This window comes from Chryseobacterium sp. LAM-KRS1 (genome assembly GCF_013184525.1).
Classification (GTDB): Bacteria; Bacteroidota; Bacteroidia; order Flavobacteriales; family Weeksellaceae; genus Chryseobacterium; species Chryseobacterium proteolyticum.
Window position 1 is genome coordinate 242245 of record NZ_JAAOIZ010000004.1, and the last position, 16280, is coordinate 258524.

Annotated in this window: 15 protein-coding genes; 8 read left to right on the top strand and 7 right to left on the bottom strand. The window is 35.8% G+C overall.

The annotated features are described in order from the left end of the window. Positions 1-3 precede the first annotated feature (3 nt). Entirely contained in the window at positions 4-738 is a 735-nt protein-coding gene (locus tag G9C87_RS12115; protein ID WP_172281452.1) for a beta-carotene 15,15'-monooxygenase, read from the bottom strand. A gap of 71 nt (positions 739-809) precedes the next feature. Further along, positions 810-1532, bottom strand: a complete 723-nt coding sequence (locus tag G9C87_RS12120) for a hypothetical protein (protein WP_172281454.1) — start codon at positions 1530-1532, stop codon at positions 810-812. Between the two features lie 48 nt (positions 1533-1580). Between G9C87_RS12120 and G9C87_RS12125 the strand changes: the two genes are divergently transcribed. Both G9C87_RS12125 and G9C87_RS12130 read left to right on the top strand, forming a co-directional pair. After that, entirely contained in the window at positions 1581-2558 is a 978-nt protein-coding gene (locus G9C87_RS12125) for an aminodeoxychorismate synthase component I (RefSeq protein WP_172281455.1), read from the top strand. After that, on the top strand, positions 2542-3168 hold the full coding sequence (locus tag G9C87_RS12130; protein WP_172281457.1) for an aminotransferase class IV: 627 nt from the start codon (positions 2542-2544) through the stop codon (positions 3166-3168). The genes G9C87_RS12125 and G9C87_RS12130 overlap by 17 nt, the downstream gene beginning before the upstream one ends. Here G9C87_RS12130 and menD read toward each other — a convergent pair. Beyond that, positions 3165-4841 carry a 2-succinyl-5-enolpyruvyl-6-hydroxy-3-cyclohexene-1-carboxylic-acid synthase gene (gene menD, locus G9C87_RS12135; RefSeq protein WP_172282416.1) on the bottom strand — a complete coding sequence of 559 codons (1677 nt, stop codon included), beginning with the start codon at positions 4839-4841 and terminating at the stop codon, positions 3165-3167. The two genes, G9C87_RS12130 and menD, sit on opposite strands and share 4 nt — an antisense overlap. 86 nt (positions 4842-4927) lie before the next feature. Between menD and G9C87_RS12140 the strand changes: the two genes are divergently transcribed. Further along, on the top strand, positions 4928-5878 hold the full coding sequence (locus tag G9C87_RS12140) for an isopenicillin N synthase family dioxygenase (protein WP_172281459.1): 951 nt from the start codon (positions 4928-4930) through the stop codon (positions 5876-5878). Positions 5879-5953: 75 nt separating this feature from the next. Next, the gene (locus tag G9C87_RS12145; protein WP_172281461.1) at positions 5954-6109 is read left to right on the top strand and encodes a hypothetical protein; all 156 of its coding nucleotides are present in this window, start codon (positions 5954-5956) and stop codon (positions 6107-6109) included. Positions 6110-6162: 53 nt separating this feature from the next. Here G9C87_RS12145 and G9C87_RS12150 read toward each other — a convergent pair whose 3' ends face one another. Both G9C87_RS12150 and G9C87_RS12155 read right to left on the bottom strand, forming a co-directional pair. Further along, positions 6163-7209, bottom strand: coding sequence for a PA0069 family radical SAM protein (locus tag G9C87_RS12150; protein WP_172281463.1), 1047 nt, complete (start codon positions 7207-7209; stop codon positions 6163-6165). 120 nt (positions 7210-7329) lie between these two features. Further along, complete coding sequence (locus G9C87_RS12155) at positions 7330-7524, bottom strand: hypothetical protein (RefSeq protein WP_172281465.1); 195 nt, start codon at positions 7522-7524, stop codon at positions 7330-7332. Positions 7525-7697: 173 nt separating this feature from the next. Between G9C87_RS12155 and G9C87_RS12160 the strand changes: the two genes are divergently transcribed. After that, positions 7698-8048, top strand: coding sequence for a hypothetical protein (locus tag G9C87_RS12160; protein WP_172281467.1), 351 nt, complete (start codon positions 7698-7700; stop codon positions 8046-8048). Positions 8049-8070: 22 nt separating this feature from the next. On the opposite strand, the gene G9C87_RS12165 is transcribed toward G9C87_RS12160, so the two are convergent. Continuing rightward, positions 8071-10731, bottom strand: coding sequence for a hypothetical protein (locus tag G9C87_RS12165; RefSeq protein ID WP_172281469.1), 2661 nt, complete (start codon positions 10729-10731; stop codon positions 8071-8073). 36 nt (positions 10732-10767) lie between these two features. Then, positions 10768-11565 (bottom strand): DUF2797 domain-containing protein, encoded by a 798-nt coding sequence (locus tag G9C87_RS12170; RefSeq protein ID WP_172281471.1) that lies wholly within the window; start codon positions 11563-11565, stop codon positions 10768-10770. An 89-nt stretch (positions 11566-11654) separates the two neighbouring features. Here G9C87_RS12170 and G9C87_RS12175 point away from each other — a divergent pair, with 89 nt between their 5' ends. The 3 genes from G9C87_RS12175 to secA all read left to right on the top strand — a co-directional run bounded on the left by G9C87_RS12175 (position 11655) and on the right by secA (position 16231). Next, positions 11655-12677: a GDP-mannose 4,6-dehydratase gene (locus tag G9C87_RS12175; RefSeq protein WP_172281473.1), complete on the top strand. Its 1023-nt coding sequence runs from the start codon at positions 11655-11657 to the stop codon at positions 12675-12677. Between the two features lie 143 nt (positions 12678-12820). Further along, positions 12821-13042, top strand: a complete 222-nt coding sequence (locus G9C87_RS12180; protein ID WP_027382805.1) for a DUF2795 domain-containing protein — start codon at positions 12821-12823, stop codon at positions 13040-13042. A 117-nt stretch (positions 13043-13159) separates the two neighbouring features. After that, positions 13160-16231 carry a preprotein translocase subunit SecA gene (secA, locus tag G9C87_RS12185; protein ID WP_172281475.1) on the top strand — a complete coding sequence of 1024 codons (3072 nt, stop codon included), beginning with the start codon at positions 13160-13162 and terminating at the stop codon, positions 16229-16231. Positions 16232-16280: the final 49 nt, after the last annotated feature.

Consider the following 16280-nt stretch of genomic DNA (forward strand, 5'->3'; position numbering starts at 1 on the left):
ATATTATTTGAACATTATTTGCCTTGGTTTCCCCAGGAAAGCACAATAGGCCGAGTACATTACCACCATGATGAACGGAGCGGTAATAATAACTCCTATAAAGCAAAGTACAATACCTGCAAATGATATTAAAAACCCTACAATAGTAGTGCCAAGGAAAGTTCCGTAGTTTTCTTTTGCGATATTGAATGATTTCCCCAGAGCCTCGGTAGCTGAAGCATTTTCAAATAATAAAATAGGATACCCTAGCAACAGTAAAGGATAAACAAAGAAGAACGGGAAAAAGCATATAGAAATCGCTATACTGGATATAACGCCTGATATAAGACTGTATATTAATATATTCACGAAATTCTGGCGATATCCGATAAATAGATCCGAGAATTCTATTGCATTTTTTGTGTTGTATTTATTTACAATATAGATCAATCCCACATATAACGGAGCCAGAAGAATTCCCAGCAATCCTGATAAAGTAAGATATAAAGGAAATCCGGGTGCATTCCAATAACTAAAAGCGGAAATATCATCCCCTGCATTTTTCATCTCTTCCACCATGGAAGCAGAATTGAAGCCTGTTACAGACTGAATAATAAATCCCCCGATAAGATATACTATCATAGCAACTATAGCATAAAGAAATACCCCTTTATACATTTCAAAGGCATGAGAAATAATTGATCCGGTATCCCTGTTGGGAACAGAACCTTGCTGATCAAATTCGTCGAATCCAGACATGGCTTAATTTTTTTAATGTTTTACCAAATTTAATTTTTTTTGATAAAAAAAGCATTAAGCAATGCTAAAATTTAATTTTTTTCTGAAAAAACAGTCTTGTATAGTGAATATATAATTGCATTCCAAAAAGGAAATGTAAAAAGTCCTCCCACCAGAAACAGAGCAAATCCGGCATATTTAAAAATAAATGCTACGATAATACATACTGCAATTTCTACAAAGTACATTTTCAAAGCTTTAAAGTTCAATGTAATTGCTTCAAAAATTCTTTTATCAGCAAAAAACATAAGCGGAGCAACAAAAATGGTTACAAATACCCACGCAACACCCAGGATAATAGTTTGTGCAGTTAAAAGATAAATGAAAAACCAGAATAAAAAGTAACTGATATATTTAAAGAAATTTAGTCCGTTATATCCCGCAAACAGATCCCCCAAAACTATTTTTTCATTAAGATCCATTTTTCTGAAAATCTGGAAAAATCCAAGGTTCAGAGGATAAAGAAAAACAATGATCCCCAGTATTCCATAGCTGAATTTCTGATAGTTCTCGGTTGCACTCATTGCGGCCGCTTTTTCCATATAGACTTTGGTACCCAAACGAAGTGCTTCAGACAACTCCTGGCTCTGCTCCCATATTCCAAACCGGGAACCGAAGAAAAACATTCCCGTAAAAAATATAGCAAAGTAAATAATGGAAAACATCAGTTGAAAAATCAGAGTTTTATTCCAATAGAAAAATGCCTGCTTCAGTATAAAATCAATTCCCGGTTTCTGCGGATATTTGTTCTGCATGTAAAAATATTTTGTGCAAAAGTAAACATCAATAAGTACTTTTGTCGAATGTTTTCAATGAATCATCAAAAATTTATGGAAATGGATGAGCTTTCTATCCGGAAGACTCCTTATTTCTTCATCATCGACTTCTTGTGTGAAAATGTGGAAATCTACTTAGAAAACGAACTTGATAAATCGGGTTTACAGATTGATTTTCAATCATTTTCAACGCTAAAAAAGAGCAATACCCTTAACAAAAAAATTGAATGGAAGTCCTATCCGGAAACATTAGAGAGCTTTAAAGCAGGATTTGATAAAGTCCAGAAAAATATTCGTCTAGGAAATTCATATCTAGTTAATTATACAAGAAAAACTCAAATTGAAACAAATTTATCCTTAGAAGAGATATTTCTTCACTCCGATGCGAAATATAAAGTTTTTTATAAAGATTTTTTCGTATTTTTTTCTCCGGAAACTTTTGTAAAGATCATTGACGGTAAAATTTTTACATATCCAATGAAAGGAACCATCGATGCCTCTCTTGAAAATGCAAAAGAAATCCTTAAGAATGATAAAAAAGAAAAAGCCGAACATTATACGGTAGTGGATTTGCTAAGAAATGATCTAAGCATGGTATCAGACGAAGTAGAGGTAACTCATTTTCAGAATATTGACCTGATTAAAACGCAACAAAAGAACCTATATGCCATGAGTTCTGAAATTGTAGGAAATATAAAACCTGAATTTGATGGCAAAATAGGAAGCATCATGAAAACTCTGCTTCCTGCAGGTTCTATCTTAGGTGCTCCAAAACCAAAGACACTGGAAATCATTCTAGATGCCGAAGGCTATGGAAGAGGATATTATACAGGCGTATGCGGCTGGTTTGATGGTAAAAATGTAGACAGTTGTGTAATGATCCGTTTTATTGAAAAGGAAAACGACACTTTATATTTTAAAAGTGGTGGCGGAATAACGCATATGAGCAAATTAGAAGATGAATATCAGGAAATGAAAAACAAAATTTATGTTCCAATTTATTGAAAGTATTAAAGTTGAAGATCAGGAAGTTTTTTTGTTAGATCTTCACCAAAAAAGGGTGAATGAAACCTTTGCACACTTTGGGAAAGAAGGGTCGATAGATCTTTCCAAATTGTTCAAAAGCCTCAACCATGATGAAGACGGCCTTTTCAAATTAAGAATTGCTTATGATCTGGACAAGAAAGTCAGAACACAAATGATTCCTTATGCCATTCCGGAAATATTAGACTTTCAATTGGTAGAAAATAATACTTTTGACTATTCATTTAAATTTGAAGACCGCAAGGAACTTGAAAAAATGAAGATGAAATCTAAAGCCGAGGAAATTATCATCGTCAAAAACAACCATATTACCGATACTTCTTTCTCCAATATTTTATTTATGAAGGGTAAAGAGTGGTTTACTCCTTCCACTTACCTTTTGAACGGTGTTCAAAGACAGCATCTGTTAAAGAAAAAGAAAATAAAGGAAACGGAAATCACCTTACAAAACATTAAAGAGTTTTCCCATTTCCAATTGATCAATGCTTTGAATGACTTCGATGATATGTTTATCTATCCCATTGCCAGGATTAACAATTTACCCGGCAACGAAGAGTATCTGGATCTTTAGCTTTCTTTCATAAATTCAAAATACCCCTTAAGAACATCTGCACTGTTGGCTCCATGGGTATTGATTTCCAGAATCTTAGGCAAAGTATCGGGTTTGAAAAAATTGTCTAAAACCCGGTCTAACGTTCTGTCATCTTCCACTTTGGTGTAAGAAAACCCAAAATGCTTCGCAAGATGTTCAGCATTTTTATGGTGTTTTGTTGCTATAAACTCATCGAGCGTATTAGGATTGGCATTACCAGGTCCCGGAATAATTTTAAAAATATTTCCTTCTCCGTTATTAAAGATGATAATCCTTACAAAAGGCGGGATGTACTGATTCCACAGACCATTGATATCGTAGAAGAAACTCAAATCTCCTGTAATTAATAAAGTAGGATTGGAGTTTTTAATGGCAAACCCCATTGCAGTCGAAGTAGAACCGTCAATTCCGCTTGTTCCTCTGTTACAATACATCTTTCTTCTGCCAAAATCAAATAATTGAGCATATCTGATACCCGAGCTGTTGCTGAAGTGGATATTATAGTTCTCCGGTACGGTTTGTGAAGCCTTGTTAAAGAAATAAAAATCCGAAAACTCAACAAGGTTTAAGAACTTCTCGTGTTTAGCATCTTTTTTATCTCTAAGAACATCCCAAAGGTTATAATATGGCCTTGGCTCAAGATTAATAAACTTCAATAACTTAGAAAAGAATACTTCCGGTTTTACCTCTATTTTCTCTGTTAAAGAAAAATAAGTATCCGGCTGCCAGACTTCATCAAGATGCCAATGCTGCTTTGGGCGGGCTTTTCTTAAAAATTGTTTCACTTTTTTGGAAACTACGTTCTGCCCTACCGTGATCAATAAATCCGGTGCATATTTTTTATAATCTTCTTCAGTAAAATTAAAGATATATCGGTCTATAAATCTAAAGAATTTTTCATGGTATACATTTGAATTCGCCTCACTCAAAACAACCGCTGTGTGGTTTTTAACCAATTGTGACAGCTGATTTTCAAGCTCAGGAATATAATCCTTTGTCCCTACCAGGATCATGATACGTTGTGAAGTATTCCAATCTGCTACAAGGTTAGAAGGAATTTCATATTCTTTCTTTTTAATCGTTTTTTCCACGGTTGGAAAAGTAGGAAGTTCAGAAACCAATTCATATAAAGGTTCTTCAAGAGGAATATTGATGTGCACAGGACCTTGTTTTTCAAAACAAAGCTCAATCGCCTTTTTAATCATTTCAAAATTGATATCCTCTGCATTTTCTTCTTTATCCTCTAAAAGCTGGAAGTCTCCATAGGAATGCTGATGAAAAATATTATTCTGACGGATCGTCTGTCCATCAAAAATATCTACAAAATCCACTGGTCTGTCAGCAGTTAACACCAACAGGGGGACATTCTGATAAAACGCTTCCGTTACAGCAGGATAATAATTAACTGTTGCAGAACCACTGGTACAGGTAATGGCCACCGGCTTTTTTTCGCTTTTAGCCATCCCAAGTGCAACAAAGGCAGCACTTCTTTCATCTACAATGCTAAAACAGTTAAAATGATCAATCTCTGAAAAATGAATTGCAAGGGGTGCATTTCTCGATCCGGGAGAAATAACAACATCTGAAATCCCGTACTGCTGGAGAAGATTTGCCAATATCTGAATGCTTCTCTTAGAAGAATATTTTTTCATATCACAAATGTAGTTCATAAATACTTAATTGTAAAATCATTTAATTTAAAAAAGACGTAATTTAGCGCCACGTTAAATTTCTAAAAATGGATAAAATACCTAGTGTAGACCTGCGTGATTTCCTTTCGGACAACCCGGAACGCAAACAGAAATTTGTAAATGAAATCGGAAAAGCTTACGAAGAAATTGGTTTTGTTGCTCTAAAAGGGCACTTCCTTGATGACCAGTTGGTAGGCAATCTTTATGGAGAGGTAAAAAACTTTTTTGATCTTCCTACGGAAACAAAACAGAAGTATGAAATTCCTGGTATCGGAGGACAAAGAGGTTATGTAGGATTTGGTAAAGAAACCGCGAAAGGTTTCAAAAAAGGAGACTTAAAAGAATTTTGGCATTTCGGGCAATATGTGTCTGATGATTCCAAATACAAAACGGAGTATCCGGACAATGTTATCGTTGAAGAACTTCCGGAATTCAACAAAGTAGGTAAAGAAACATACCAGATGCTTGAAAAAACAGGAAAATATGTTCTGAGAGCTCTGGCATTATATCTTGGTCTGGATGAATTTTATTTTGATGATAAAATAGCAGAAGGAAACTCTATTTTACGACCTATCCATTATCCACCAATCACCCAGGAACCGGATGATGCTGTAAGAGCTGCGGCTCATGGTGACATCAACCTGATCACCCTTCTGATGGGTTCTCAGGGGAAGGGACTTCAGGTCCAAAACCACGACGGCGAATGGATTGACGCTATTGCGGAACCGGATGAATTGATGATCAATGTAGGAGATATGCTTTCAAGGCATACAAACAACAAATTAAAATCTACTATTCACAGAGTGGTAAATCCACCAAGGGAATTGTGGGGGACTTCAAGATACTCGATTCCTTTCTTTATGCATCCGGTAAGTGGGATGTCTCTGAATTGTCTTGAAAATTGTATAGATGAAAACAATCCGAAATTGTACGAAGATACGACTGCCGGAGAATTCTTACATGAAAGACTGATTGAGCTCGGATTAATAAAAAAATAATCTATATTTTTAATTTTTTCATTTCAAATTTTAATTATATATTTACTTTAGTGTCAAATTTTTAATTAAAACAATATGAAAAACTTAAAAAAACTAAACAACAGCCAATTAAAAGCAATTTCAGGAGCCGGGATCAAACCTGTAGAAGAATTCTGTATGTATTACTGTAACGGAGTTGTTATCTGTGCAACTTGCAGTGATGATTTCAAGTGTCCTGTTGATTCAATGTAATTGAAATTAAAAGTCATAAAAAACCGCTCCATTTACGGAGCGGTTTTGTTTTTCTATTCAAATAGCCTCAGTTGCTGCTCTTTTGTTCCGGTGAAGTTTTTTGTAGATAGTTTAGGAAATTCTTTTCCATCAAAATACTTTTTCCTGCCAATTTTAAAAGTATTATGGATCATCTCAGCGATATTTCCCTCTCCTTTTTGCCTTTCAAAATACCTTTTATCTCCTAATTTTCCGCCCCTCATGGAACGTATAAGATTAAGGACCTTTTGTGCCCTGTCAGGAAAACTGGCTTCTATCCATCTTACAAAAACAGGCTCTACCGTATCATTCAGCCTTACCAGGGTATAACCAAAGCTTTGCGCCCCTGCTTCAGAAATTGTTTTTAAAATATGTAATGGTTCGTCACTATTGAGTCCCGGAATAATTGGGGCCACCATCACATTGACAGGGATCTTATGCTGCGACAGAACTTCTATTGCCTTTAATTTATTATTCGCGGAACTGGTCCTCGGTTCCATCTTTCGCCGCAATTCTTCATTAATGGTTGGAATACTCAGAGAGACAGAAACCAGGTTTTGATCTGCCATAGGTTGCAAGAGATCGAGATCACGTAACACCAATGCATTTTTTGTTAAAACATTGACAGGATGTCTGTAATCGAGACAAACTTTCAGAAGTTGTCTTGTAATCTCAAATTGTTTTTCAGCAGGTTGATAACAGTCAGTATTGCCCGAAAGTAAAATCGGAGCTGCCTGATATCCTCTTTTTTGGAAAAATTTTTCCAGCAATTGTGGAGCATTTTTCTTTACCATGATCTTCCGTTCAAAATCAATTCCTGCGCTATATCCCCAATATTCATGAGTGGGCCGCGCAAAGCAATACGCACATCCATGCTCACATCCCTGATAAGGATTCATTGAATACTCCATTGGAAGATCTTCACTTTTCACCTGATTAACAATTGTTTTGGGAAAAACTTCAGTGAAAGATGTTTTTATTGTTTCGAAATCTTCATCCTCAGGCTCAAAGGTATACCTGTCGAAACGATTGATTACATTTCGCTGAGCTCCCTGACCTTTTATGATATTTTCGTTCTGCATCCTGATGTAAAATTAGATGGCTTTGATCAAAAAGTAATGAGTTTTAACACTAAAGTTTTCCACAAAAAAACCGACCCCTTTACAGGCGCCGGTTTTAACATAATTAGATATATTGTTTTACTACTTCATTGCATAAAATTCGACACCATGATATTCATCTTCATGATCCTTTCCATCAAAGTGTCTGTGATAATCTGAATAATAATCACTGTATTTTTTATCTTTTTTATTTAAAATCTTTTTTATTCCTAAGAAACTTAATACTGCCAAAAGTCCTACACCTCCTGCCAATAAAACTCCAATTTCCTTTTTCATATTCTGTTCGATTTAATACTTTCACTACAACAAAAAATGTACCTTTTCCATTTTATTCAATTATAAATTTTGTTAACATTAAAAAATCATTTCAGACGAAGAATATTTTATCCAGGCTACAAAATGATTGAATTAATGGTTTAATTATTGTACTAATGTTTAAAAGTATAATTATGGATAATTCAGAAAACATCGACAGAATGACCACATTAAGCCAGGTAATGAAGACCTTGTCAGAAAGAGGTATACAAAGGGAATTCAGAATGAACGAATCGAGCGAGATGAAGTTTGAAAATTCAGAAAAAAAATACCAGCCGTCTGATCTCACCATCTTAAAAACCTACCGTTTTGAAGGAGATAGTGATCCTGATGACAATGCAGTTTTATATGTAGTTAAGGATACAGCAGGAAATATCGGAATGATTATAGATTCTTATGGTGCCGACAGCAATTATCCCGGAGAAAAATTTGATGAATTCTTAAGAGACATTCCGGTTCAGGAAAGTGACGAATTCAACTTCTAAAATAAATTGATCAAGCCCGAAATTATTCTTTTTCGGGCTTTTCCTTTTTCTTAAAAACATTTTTCAGAAATCCTTTTTTCTTTTCTTCTTCAGCCTGAGGAGGATCTTCTTTTTTTAGTTCTTCCTTATGATCACTTGATACGGTTTGTTTAATGTCCTTAATACTTGTTTTAACATCATTCACTGCCGCAACTGTCTTTTTAACTGCTTTTTTAGCTTTATCCGTATTAACCCCTATCAGCGTTTTCTTCAGCCCTTCCTGAATCCCTTTCCAGAATAAATTAAAAAAGGATTTGGTAGGATCCCTTTCTACTTTTTCCACTGTTACGGATTCCGGAAACTGCCCAGAGTTTGATTTGATAAACAAATTCGCTACCGCAGTTAAAAACCCTTTCTTTTCCTTATTCTCTTTATTTAAGATGGCAATTTTCAGATCTTTATGCTTCAGGTTAAAAGTTCCGCCAAGTCCCGCAGGATTTCCTTTAAAATTGAAAAGCATCTCCTGTATAGTTCCTGTAGCTGTTATATGAAGATATGGCCGGATAAAAGGATTGATTCCCTGCGCAGGAAGATTAACAGCCTTTCCTGAAATTGTAAAATCGTCATGCTGATTGGCGACATCAAAATTCCAGTTGACTCCCAAAGGAGCCAGGTTCATGAATGAGCAGTCTATTTTAATATGTACCTGGGTAGGTTTTCCTTTCAACTTTGCTGAATTAAGGTTTTTGACATTCATATTAAAGTTACTGAATGTCAGTTTCCCCGGTCCTGAACTTTCAGGCGTATCTTCTTCATACACCAAAACAGAATTTTTTAAGTCCAGATTATTAATATACATCGGTATTTTTATAGACCGAAGCATCCTTGAATACAAAGGTTTTTCTTTTGGATCGTCTGCCGGAATCTTGCTCCTGAAAATATTGGCATCAGCAGATTGAATGACAACATGGGAAGCATTAATAAATTTATTGCCGGAAAATAAATCCCAATTCCCTTCCGCAGTAATCTGACCCGCCTTCAGATCATACAAATCTCTTTCAACAGGAATCATTTTAATAAATTGCGCTCTTGATACAAGAGGCTTCATGACAAAATTACTGATCTGAACTTTGTTTTTACTGACATTCAAAGAAGCAACACTCATGTTATAAAACTTCGTCCTGTACGCAAAGTTTTTTGTCGTAAGCCCATAATCTTTTACCGTTAATCCAATACCGTCATTATTTGCCTTAGGCTTAAGTTCTATTCCATTTATTGTAGCATTCAGATCATTAAAACTTAACGGCTGATTTCCTTTCTCATAAATGATATTTGAGTTTTTTACAATTACCTTTCTTATGATGACAGGAAACTGAATTCCCTTTATTTCAGATTTCTGCTTTTGAGCGACTTCACGGGTTTTTATTGTACCGTGCACCCCATTCACCAGGACATCTTTAACATCGAGATTTAGTTTTTTATCGATAAATTCCCATTTGTTGATATTAAAAGCAATATGGTTCGCTTTAAGATCCATTGATGTTTTTGAATCTGTTGGTAATGCAGTAATATCTCTTATCTCTCCACTCTTTGGGTTTAGTGCAATGCTGCTAACCTTAATATTCTGCTTGCCCGCATAATAAATATTTCTGCCGGAAAAGTTAAAATTTTTATACCCTACAGGAATAATATTCTCAGCAGACTCTTTATTAAATACAAACTTATTGATATTAAGGTTCAAACTTTGAGCAGACAAAAGCTTATTACCATCGGGTTTAATAATTCGTACTTCACCGTTTCTCAATAAAACGTCTTCGAGGTTCACTTCAAAATTCAAAGGTTGACCTTTTTTTTGGGCCGGAGCTCCGGTATCATATACTAGCAATATCGGATCAAGAAGGCTTGCATTAGCAAGAGAAATATTATTTTTCTTTAAAACAACATCCTTAAATTCCATTCTCTGAATGTTGAACTGGAATAATTTATTTTTCTGGGGATAAAATCTTTTGAACTGATTGATGGTCAATAACGGCAACAGCTTAAAATCTTCTACCCGCATTTGCCCGTTTGTGGTTGTTATTTTATTGATTTTTATGGCATAAATATTATCAGGACGAAAGAAAAAATCTTTTCCTTTGATATCATACCGATCAAACACCACGGGTAATTTGTCTTCTACAGACTCCTCAGTCATCTGAAGGTTTTCGACAAATAAATTAAACTCCTTAACTCCTACAAACTTTTGTTTTGTGTGTCTGAATACGTTAATGTTCCCGTTGTTGATCCGTATATTCTCAAACAACACCGGGTTACGCTTCTTTCCTGTCTTTTTATCTATGGGCTTAGCAAGCGTAATATTCAGATTGGGTTTCACCAACGAAAGATCCTTTGAACTGATCTTCTTATTAAATAAGGCATCATAAATCCCGAATCTACTGATCTTCAAGGTATCTATTGTCCCTTGCAGACCTATCACATCCGTATTTTGTGGGTTTTTACTATTAACTGTTATTCCTTGGGCCAGGATATTTCCACTTCCCAAATCCACATCGAGCTTCTTGTAGGAAACCTTATAATCTGTATTGTTCTTGATATATTTAGGAAGCTGGGTTTTAAGCCAGATATTTAATCCGAGGTTAGCCAGCAAAAAAATGACAGCTAATACTCCCAGGCTAATCAATAGCTTTTTAACCCATTTTTTCATATTAGCGATTTCAGGTAATTATATCTAAATATAACATTAATTTTTTACACTCAACTCTATTACATACCCTTCATGTCCTCTTACATTTATAAAATCTCCTCCCTGGAATCCTAAGTACTGTCCTTTTATCCCGGTTAACTTTCCCGTAAATTCAGGTTTTTTATCCAGCGTAAATGAGCTGACTTTTTCCGGCTTATCAAAAGGGTAATCAAATTTCCAAAGTTCTTCTCCTTCACTGTAAAATTTCTGAAAGTCATCAGGAAAATACTGTTTTATTTTCTGCTGAAAATCCGCCAGATCCAGCTCTCCTTCAAAATCATCCTGAAGCATTTTCTTCCAGTTGGTTTTATCCGGTAAATGATCTTTTAATGCAACTTCTATCATTCCCGCTTCATAGCGGTTTTCCGTCCTGGCAATAGGTAAAGCAAAAGTTGCGCCCTGATCGATCCATCTTGTTGGGATCTGGGTATTTCGTGTCACTCCTACTTTCACATCTCCTGTATAGGCTAAATATACGGTATGCGGTTGCAGCTGGATTTCTTTTTCTATTTCCAGGTCACGCTCTGCTACTCCCAAATGAGCGGTTGAAAGTTCGGGACGGATAATAGTGTCACTTGCATATGGGCTTTCAAAAAAGCAGCTTTTGCAGAAACCCATTCTGTATATGGGTTTATTTTCTCCACAGTTTACACACTGAAACCCTGTATGTCTTATGGTCAGCTCTTTTCCGAACAATTCATTCATGTGAATGAGGTCACCGGAAAGATTAAGATAGTACTGAATCGGCTGATCATCATAGCTCGTCATTTTTAAAATTTGCCCTTGAAACTGCATATTAACTTTATATTACTTTTTTAAGTAAATTTAATGATTATATTTTCAAGTAGTAAATTTTATATTTTTGTGCTAATAAAAAAACACGAATGAGGTATCTTATAACTGGAGGAAGTGGATTTATCGGTTCTCATTTGATAGAATCCCTATTGAAAAATGGACATTCTGTCATAAACGTAGACAACTTTGATAATTTTTATAATTATCAGATAAAAATTAAAAATACATTAGAATCTGTAGGTAAAACTTTGGATTTTGATTTTTCAGATAAGGAAAATGATATTAAAAATTTAATTATCACCACTCAGTCAGATAATTACACGTTATATTTCCAGGATATCAGGCATAAAAATAAACTTGAAGAAATATTCCGCAATCATGAGATTGACATGGTTATTCACCTGGCTGCACTTGCCGGCGTGCGTCCTTCTATCGAAAAACCTCTTGAATATGAAGAAGTGAATGTAAAAGGAACAATGAATCTTTGGGAGCTGTGTAATGAGTTCAACATTAAAAAGTTCATTTGCGCCTCTTCTTCAAGCGTTTACGGAAACAACACCAAGATTCCTTTTTCCGAAACAGATAACGTAGACAATCCTATTTCCCCTTATGCTGCTACCAAAAAGTGCTGTGAGATCCTCGGACATGTTTACCATCATCTTTATGATATCGATATGATACAACTTCGGTTTTTTACGGTATATGGTCCCAGACAAAGACCCGATTTGGCGATACATAAGTTTACCCGATTAATTTCTGAAAACCAGGAAATTCCCTATTATGGAGATGGAAATACAGCGAGAGACTATACCTATATCGATGATATTATCGATGGCATTATTAAATCGATCGATTATCTGGAAAAAAACACCAAAGTATACGAGATCATCAACCTGGGAGAAAGTGAAGTCATCTGTTTATCGGATATGCTTTCCGCCATAGAAAAAGCACTTGGTAAAACGGCGTCAAAGAAAATGCTGCCGATGCAACCCGGAGATGTCATAAAAACCAATGCAGATATCACAAAAGCCCGGACATTAATTGGCTACAAACCAGCCACAGACTTCCAAAATGGCATAAAAAAATTTATGGAATGGTTTTTGAGAAAATGACAACAAGTAAGTTGCAGGCATCCTTATATTAAGGGAATAACGCCTGTAGTGAACAAAAGTTAATAAAAAGAATTGAAAATCAGGTATAAAAAAGTTTATTATATAACCTATTTTTATACTTTTGCAAAAAAAATAGAAAAATTATGTACTGGACATTAGAATTAGCTTCGTATTTAAGTGACGCACCTTGGCCAATGACAAAAGCAGAGCTTATTGATTATGCAATCAGAACTGGTGCCCCAATGGAAGTAGTGGAAAACCTTCAGGCTATTGAAGATGAAGGAGAAATTTATGACGCCATTGATGAGATCTGGAGTGATTATCCTACTGATGAGGATTACCTTTGGAATGAAGACGAATATTAAACTGTAAAAGGCTTTAAGCTCTGTGTTTAAAGCTTTTTTAGATATATCATAAGCACCCGCTAAGGTGTAATAATTAAAATGCTCAAGGCTTAAGTTTTGAGCCTAAATCAAAATTTTATGAGTTTTTTAAATAAAGTTCTTAAGGGGTTTTTGGGAGACAAGAAAGCGCAGGACCTAAAAGAAGTAAAAAAAGTTGTAACAAAAATCAAAGCTGTTGAACCTACCATTCAGCAATTGAGTGATGATGGTTTAAGAGAAAAAACTGCTGAGTTTAAAGATAAGATCAAATCAGCAACAAGTACCATTACAGCGCAAATAGAACAAATAAAAGAGCAGATAAAAAACTCAACGAACGTTGATGAAAAAGAAGCTCTTTTCTCAAAAATTGAATCTCTTAAAAAAGAATCATACGAAATTGAAGAAAAAGTTCTTAGCCAGATTCTTCCTGAAGCTTTTGCATTGATAAAAGAGACAGCAAGAAGATGGGCAGAGAACGGAGAGATCCGCGTAACAGCAACTGCGACAGACAGAGAACTTGCAGCAACTAAAGATTTCGTAGAAATTCAGGGAGATACAGCCGTTTGGAAAAACTCTTGGGATGCAGCCGGAACTCCTGTAGTTTGGGATATGGTCCATTATGATGTTCAGTTTATCGGAGGGGTTATTCTTCACAGCGGTAAAATTGCCGAGATGGCAACCGGTGAAGGTAAAACCCTGGTAGGAACATTACCTATTTATTTAAATGCTCTTCCGGAAAGAGGAGTTCACGTAGTTACCGTAAACGACTACCTTGCTAAAAGGGACTCCGCATGGATGGGACCTCTTTATCAGTTCCATGGAATGTCCATCGACTGTATCGATAACCACCAGCCGAATTCAGACGGAAGAAGAAAAGCCTATAACTCGGATATCACTTACGGAACCAATAACGAATTCGGTTTTGATTACCTGAGAGATAACATGGTGACTTCACCTTCAGAACTGGTACAAAGAGAATTGAACTTTGCCATCGTGGATGAGGTAGATTCTGTACTGGTAGATGATGCAAGAACACCTTTGATTATTTCAGGTCCCGTACCTCAGGGAGACAGACAGGAATTTGATGTATTAAAACCTTCTATCGACAGAATTGTAGAGGTACAGAAAAAAACTGTTTCAACAATTTTCAATGAAGCAAAAAAATTAATTGCTGCAGGAAATACGAAAGAAGGAGGTTTCAAATTGCTTCAGGCCTACAGAGGTCTTCCGAAAAACAGACAATTGATTAAATTTTTATCGGAAAGCGGTAACCGGGCGTTGCTTCAAAAAGTTGAGGGGCAATACATGCAGGATAACAACCGTGATATGCCGATCGTAGATAAAGATCTGTATTTTGTAATTGAAGAAAAAAACAATCAGGTAGATCTTACAGATAAAGGGGTAGAGTATATGTCACAAGGAAACTCAGATCCTAACTTCTTTGTTCTTCCTGATATCGGAACTGAAATTGCAGAACTGGAGGCTAAAAATTTATCTAAAGAAGAAGAATTTGAGGCTAAAGAAAAATTATTCTCTGATTTCGCTGAAAAATCCGAGCGTGTTCACACGATGAGCCAATTATTAAAAGCATATACATTGTTCGAAAAAGATGATGAATATGTAGTAATTGATGGTGAAGTTAAAATCGTTGATGAGCAAACAGGACGTATCATGGAAGGACGTCGTTATTCAGATGGTCTTCACCAGGCAATCGAAGCGAAAGAAAATGTAAAAATTGAGGCTGCAACCCAAACTTTTGCGACGATAACTCTACAGAACTATTTCCGTATGTACAATAAGCTTGCGGGGATGACCGGTACAGCAGAAACGGAAGCGGGTGAGCTTTGGGAAATCTACAAATTAGATGTTGTGGTTATCCCTACCAACCGTCCTATCTTAAGACATGACAGACAGGATCTGGTATATAAAACCAACAGAGAAAAATACAACGCAGTTATTGAAGAAGTTGAAAGCCTAACAGCAGCAGGAAGACCTGTTCTGGTTGGTACAACTTCTGTTGAAATATCTCAATTACTATCCAAGGCACTTCAGCTAAGAAAAATCCCACACCAGGTATTGAACGCAAAACTTCACAAGAAGGAAGCGGAAATTGTAGCTGGAGCAGGACAGCCGGGAGTGGTAACCATTGCAACCAACATGGCAGGTCGTGGTACGGATATTAAACTTTCCAAAGAAGTAAAAGAAGCAGGAGGTTTAGCAATTATCGGTACCGAAAGACACGATTCAAGACGTGTTGACAGACAGCTAAGAGGTAGAGCAGGACGTCAGGGTGACCCTGGTAGCTCCCAGTTCTATGTATCTCTTGAAGATAATCTGATGCGTTTGTTCGGATCTGAAAGAATTGCCAAGATGATGGACAGAATGGGTCATAAGGAAGGAGAAGTGATTCAGCATTCTATGATCAGCAAGTCTATTGAAAGAGCTCAGAAAAAAGTAGAGGAAAATAACTTCGGAATCAGAAAGAGACTTCTTGAGTATGATGATGTAATGAATAAGCAGCGTGACGTAATCTATAAAAGAAGAAAGAACGCATTATTCGGAGATCACCTGAAGTATGACATTACCAATATGATCTTTGACGTTGCCAATTCTATTGCAGCCAAAGGTAAAGCTAATGGCAGTTTCAAAGATTTTGAATTTGAAGTCATCAAACATTTCACAATGGGTTCTCCTGTTTCTGAAAGTGATTTCGGTAACAAATCTGTTCAGGATCTTACGAATATCCTTTTCAAAGCAGCACAGGAAGATTATCAGATGAAGTTGAATCTGTTGAAGGAGAAATCATTCCCTATCATTGAAAATGTATACCAAAATCAGGGTTCAATGTTCAAAATGATTCAGGTTCCTTTCTCGGATGGACATAAGACGCTTACAATTGTTACGGATCTTAAAGATGCCTTTGAAAGCCAGTGCGATACGCTGATCAACGATTTCGAGAAAAATATTACGTTATCAATCATCGATGAAAACTGGAAACTTCACTTACGTGAAATGGATGACTTAAGAAGATCTTCACAAGGAGCTGTTTATGAACAAAAAGATCCGCTTGTAATTTATAAACAAGAATCTTTCCACCTGTTCAGTGAAATGGTAGACAAAATGAATAAAGAAATTATTTCTTTCTTGTACAAAGGAGAAATCCCAGCATAAGAAATAATTAATACATACGAAACCGCAACAAATTTACTTGTTGCGGTTT

Coding starts and splice junctions, on each gene's coding strand:
- G9C87_RS12115 (WP_172281452.1), bottom strand. CDS start 738: ATGTCTGGATTCGACGAATTTGATCAGCAAGGTTCTGTTCCCAACAGG.
- G9C87_RS12120 (WP_172281454.1), bottom strand. CDS start 1,532: ATGCAGAACAAATATCCGCAGAAACCGGGAATTGATTTTATACTGAAG.
- G9C87_RS12125 (WP_172281455.1), top strand. CDS start 1,581: ATGTTTTCAATGAATCATCAAAAATTTATGGAAATGGATGAGCTTTCT.
- G9C87_RS12130 (WP_172281457.1), top strand. CDS start 2,542: ATGTTCCAATTTATTGAAAGTATTAAAGTTGAAGATCAGGAAGTTTTT.
- menD (WP_172282416.1), bottom strand. CDS start 4,841: ATGAAAAAATATTCTTCTAAGAGAAGCATTCAGATATTGGCAAATCTT.
- G9C87_RS12140 (WP_172281459.1), top strand. CDS start 4,928: ATGGATAAAATACCTAGTGTAGACCTGCGTGATTTCCTTTCGGACAAC.
- G9C87_RS12145 (WP_172281461.1), top strand. CDS start 5,954: ATGAAAAACTTAAAAAAACTAAACAACAGCCAATTAAAAGCAATTTCA.
- G9C87_RS12150 (WP_172281463.1), bottom strand. CDS start 7,209: ATGCAGAACGAAAATATCATAAAAGGTCAGGGAGCTCAGCGAAATGTA.
- G9C87_RS12155 (WP_172281465.1), bottom strand. CDS start 7,524: ATGAAAAAGGAAATTGGAGTTTTATTGGCAGGAGGTGTAGGACTTTTG.
- G9C87_RS12160 (WP_172281467.1), top strand. CDS start 7,698: ATGGATAATTCAGAAAACATCGACAGAATGACCACATTAAGCCAGGTA.
- G9C87_RS12165 (WP_172281469.1), bottom strand. CDS start 10,731: ATGAAAAAATGGGTTAAAAAGCTATTGATTAGCCTGGGAGTATTAGCT.
- G9C87_RS12170 (WP_172281471.1), bottom strand. CDS start 11,565: ATGCAGTTTCAAGGGCAAATTTTAAAAATGACGAGCTATGATGATCAG.
- G9C87_RS12175 (WP_172281473.1), top strand. CDS start 11,655: ATGAGGTATCTTATAACTGGAGGAAGTGGATTTATCGGTTCTCATTTG.
- G9C87_RS12180 (WP_027382805.1), top strand. CDS start 12,821: ATGTACTGGACATTAGAATTAGCTTCGTATTTAAGTGACGCACCTTGG.
- secA (WP_172281475.1), top strand. CDS start 13,160: ATGAGTTTTTTAAATAAAGTTCTTAAGGGGTTTTTGGGAGACAAGAAA.